Source organism: Leisingera sp. F5, assembly GCF_001593695.1.
In genome coordinates this window covers 1-1,893 of record NZ_LUKH01000667.1, presented here as the reverse complement: position 1 = coordinate 1,893, position 1,893 = coordinate 1, and the positions used below count along the sequence as shown (strand labels likewise).

Genomic DNA, 1,893 nt, shown 5'->3' with positions numbered 1-1,893 from the left:
GGTGGCGGGTTTGCGGCCAACCGGGACGGTGTGGCTCCGGATCTGGAGAAGGTCTTTGCCGCCATATCCAAAGCTGCCGACACGGCGTTTGGCATAGATAAGCCCACGCTGATCTGCGAGCCGGGACGGGCGATGGTTTCCGAAAGCTTCACCCTGGCGGCGCGCATCAAGGGGATGCGGAAAGGCGGCGAGGTGGTGTTTCTGAATGACGGCATCTATGGCGGGCTGGTTGATATCCGCGACATGGGGCTGCCGGGCCGGGTGGAAGTTGTCGGAGGGGATGGCGCCCATCGCACGGGCGAGCGAAAACCGCGTGTGGTGTTCGGGCCCACTTGTGACAGTCTGGACCGTTTGCCGGACGGGTTGCCGCTGCCCGGTGATGCCGCACCCGGCGACTATGTGCTGTTCCCGGGGCTTGGCGCTTATTCTTCTGCCATGAGCACGCAATTCAATGGCTACGGCCTGTCTGACGTGGCGACGGTTATTGAGTTGTCTGGACAAGCCGCCCGCTGAGGTTAGTCTCGCCCCGAAACGCCAGCCAGCGCGAATGAGGGGGCAAGCATGGACAAATTCGGTAAAAGCCAACCGGTAAAGCGGGTCGAGGACCGGCGGTTTCTGACCGGTCAGGGGCAGTACATCGAGGATGCGGCCCCGGCGAATGCCCTGCGCGCCTGGGTATTGCGCAGCCCGGTGGCGCATGGCGTGATCACGGCGCTGAACGTTGAGGATGCGCGCGAATGCGAAGGTGTCCATGCGGTTATCACCCTGGCGGATCTTGAGGCTGCCGGCATCGATGTGTCCATGGATGGCACCACTGTGAAGAACCGGGATGGCTCCAGCGGCGCCGCGCCCGAACGCCCGATGCTGGCGCGGGACCGCGTGCGCTATGTGGGGGAACCGGTGGCGGTGGTCATTGCGGAGGCGCTGGATCAGGCTCGCGATGCGGGGGAACTGATCGAGCTCGACATTGATGATCTGCCTGCGAAGTTGGACGTTTTGCCGGGTGGTGAGCCGCTGCATGCAGAGGTGCCGGGCAATCGCGCTTTTGACTGGGGGCTGGGGGATGAGGCTGCAACAGCCGAGGCGTTCCGCACCGCTGCCCATACCGTCGCGCTGCAGGTGGATGATAACCGTATTATCGTCAATTCGATGGAACCGCGCGGCTGCTTTGCGGAATGGCACGGGGGGCGGCTGCATTTCACCTTTGGCGGGCAGGGGGTCTGGGCGATCAAGTCCCAGCTGGCGGCCAAGTTGCGCTTGGATGAGGCAGACGTCAAAGTCACGATTCCGGATGTGGGCGGCGGCTTTGGTATGAAGGCCTTTCCTTACCCGGAGTATTTCGCTGTCGCTCAGGCAGCCCGTGCGCTGGGCCGCCCGGTGTTCTGGACCGCCGACCGGACCGAGTCGATGCTGAGCGACAACGGCGGGCGGGATCTGACCTCGCTGGCGGAACTGGCCTTTGACGCTGATCTGAAAATTACTGGTTACCGCGTCAGCACCCGCTGCAACCTTGGCGCTTACAATTCGCATTTCGGCCAGCCGATCCAGACCCAGTTGTTCAGCCGGGTTCTGGCCGGTGTCTATGACATCCAAACCGCCTGGCTGCAGGTGGAAGGGATCTATACCAACACCACCCAGGTGGATGCCTACCGCGGCGCCGGGCGGCCCGAGGCGATCTATGTGCTGGAACGGGTCATGGACCGCGCGGCGCGCGAGCTGGGGGTCGATCCGCTGGAGCTGCGGCGGCGCAACTTCATCAAGCCGGCGGCCTTTCCCTATGGCACCGTGACTGGTGAAACCTATGACGTGGGCGACTTCGATAAAGTTCTGAGCCGGGCTGCGGAAGAGGCGGATCTGAAGGGATTCGCCGCCCGCCGCGCCGCAGATGGTAAA

Annotated in this window: 1 protein-coding gene and 1 pseudogene; both read left to right on the top strand. The window is 63.6% G+C overall.

Features of this window, described 5'->3' with window-relative positions; translation table 11 throughout:
- Nucleotides 1–513, top strand: a pseudogene (locus A2I95_RS34565) (type III PLP-dependent enzyme); the annotation flags it as partial.
- Nucleotides 514–561: 48 nt separating this feature from the next.
- On the top strand, nucleotides 562–1,893 hold a 1,332-nt coding region (locus tag A2I95_RS34560), incomplete at its 3' end, for a molybdopterin cofactor-binding domain-containing protein (protein WP_291737070.1).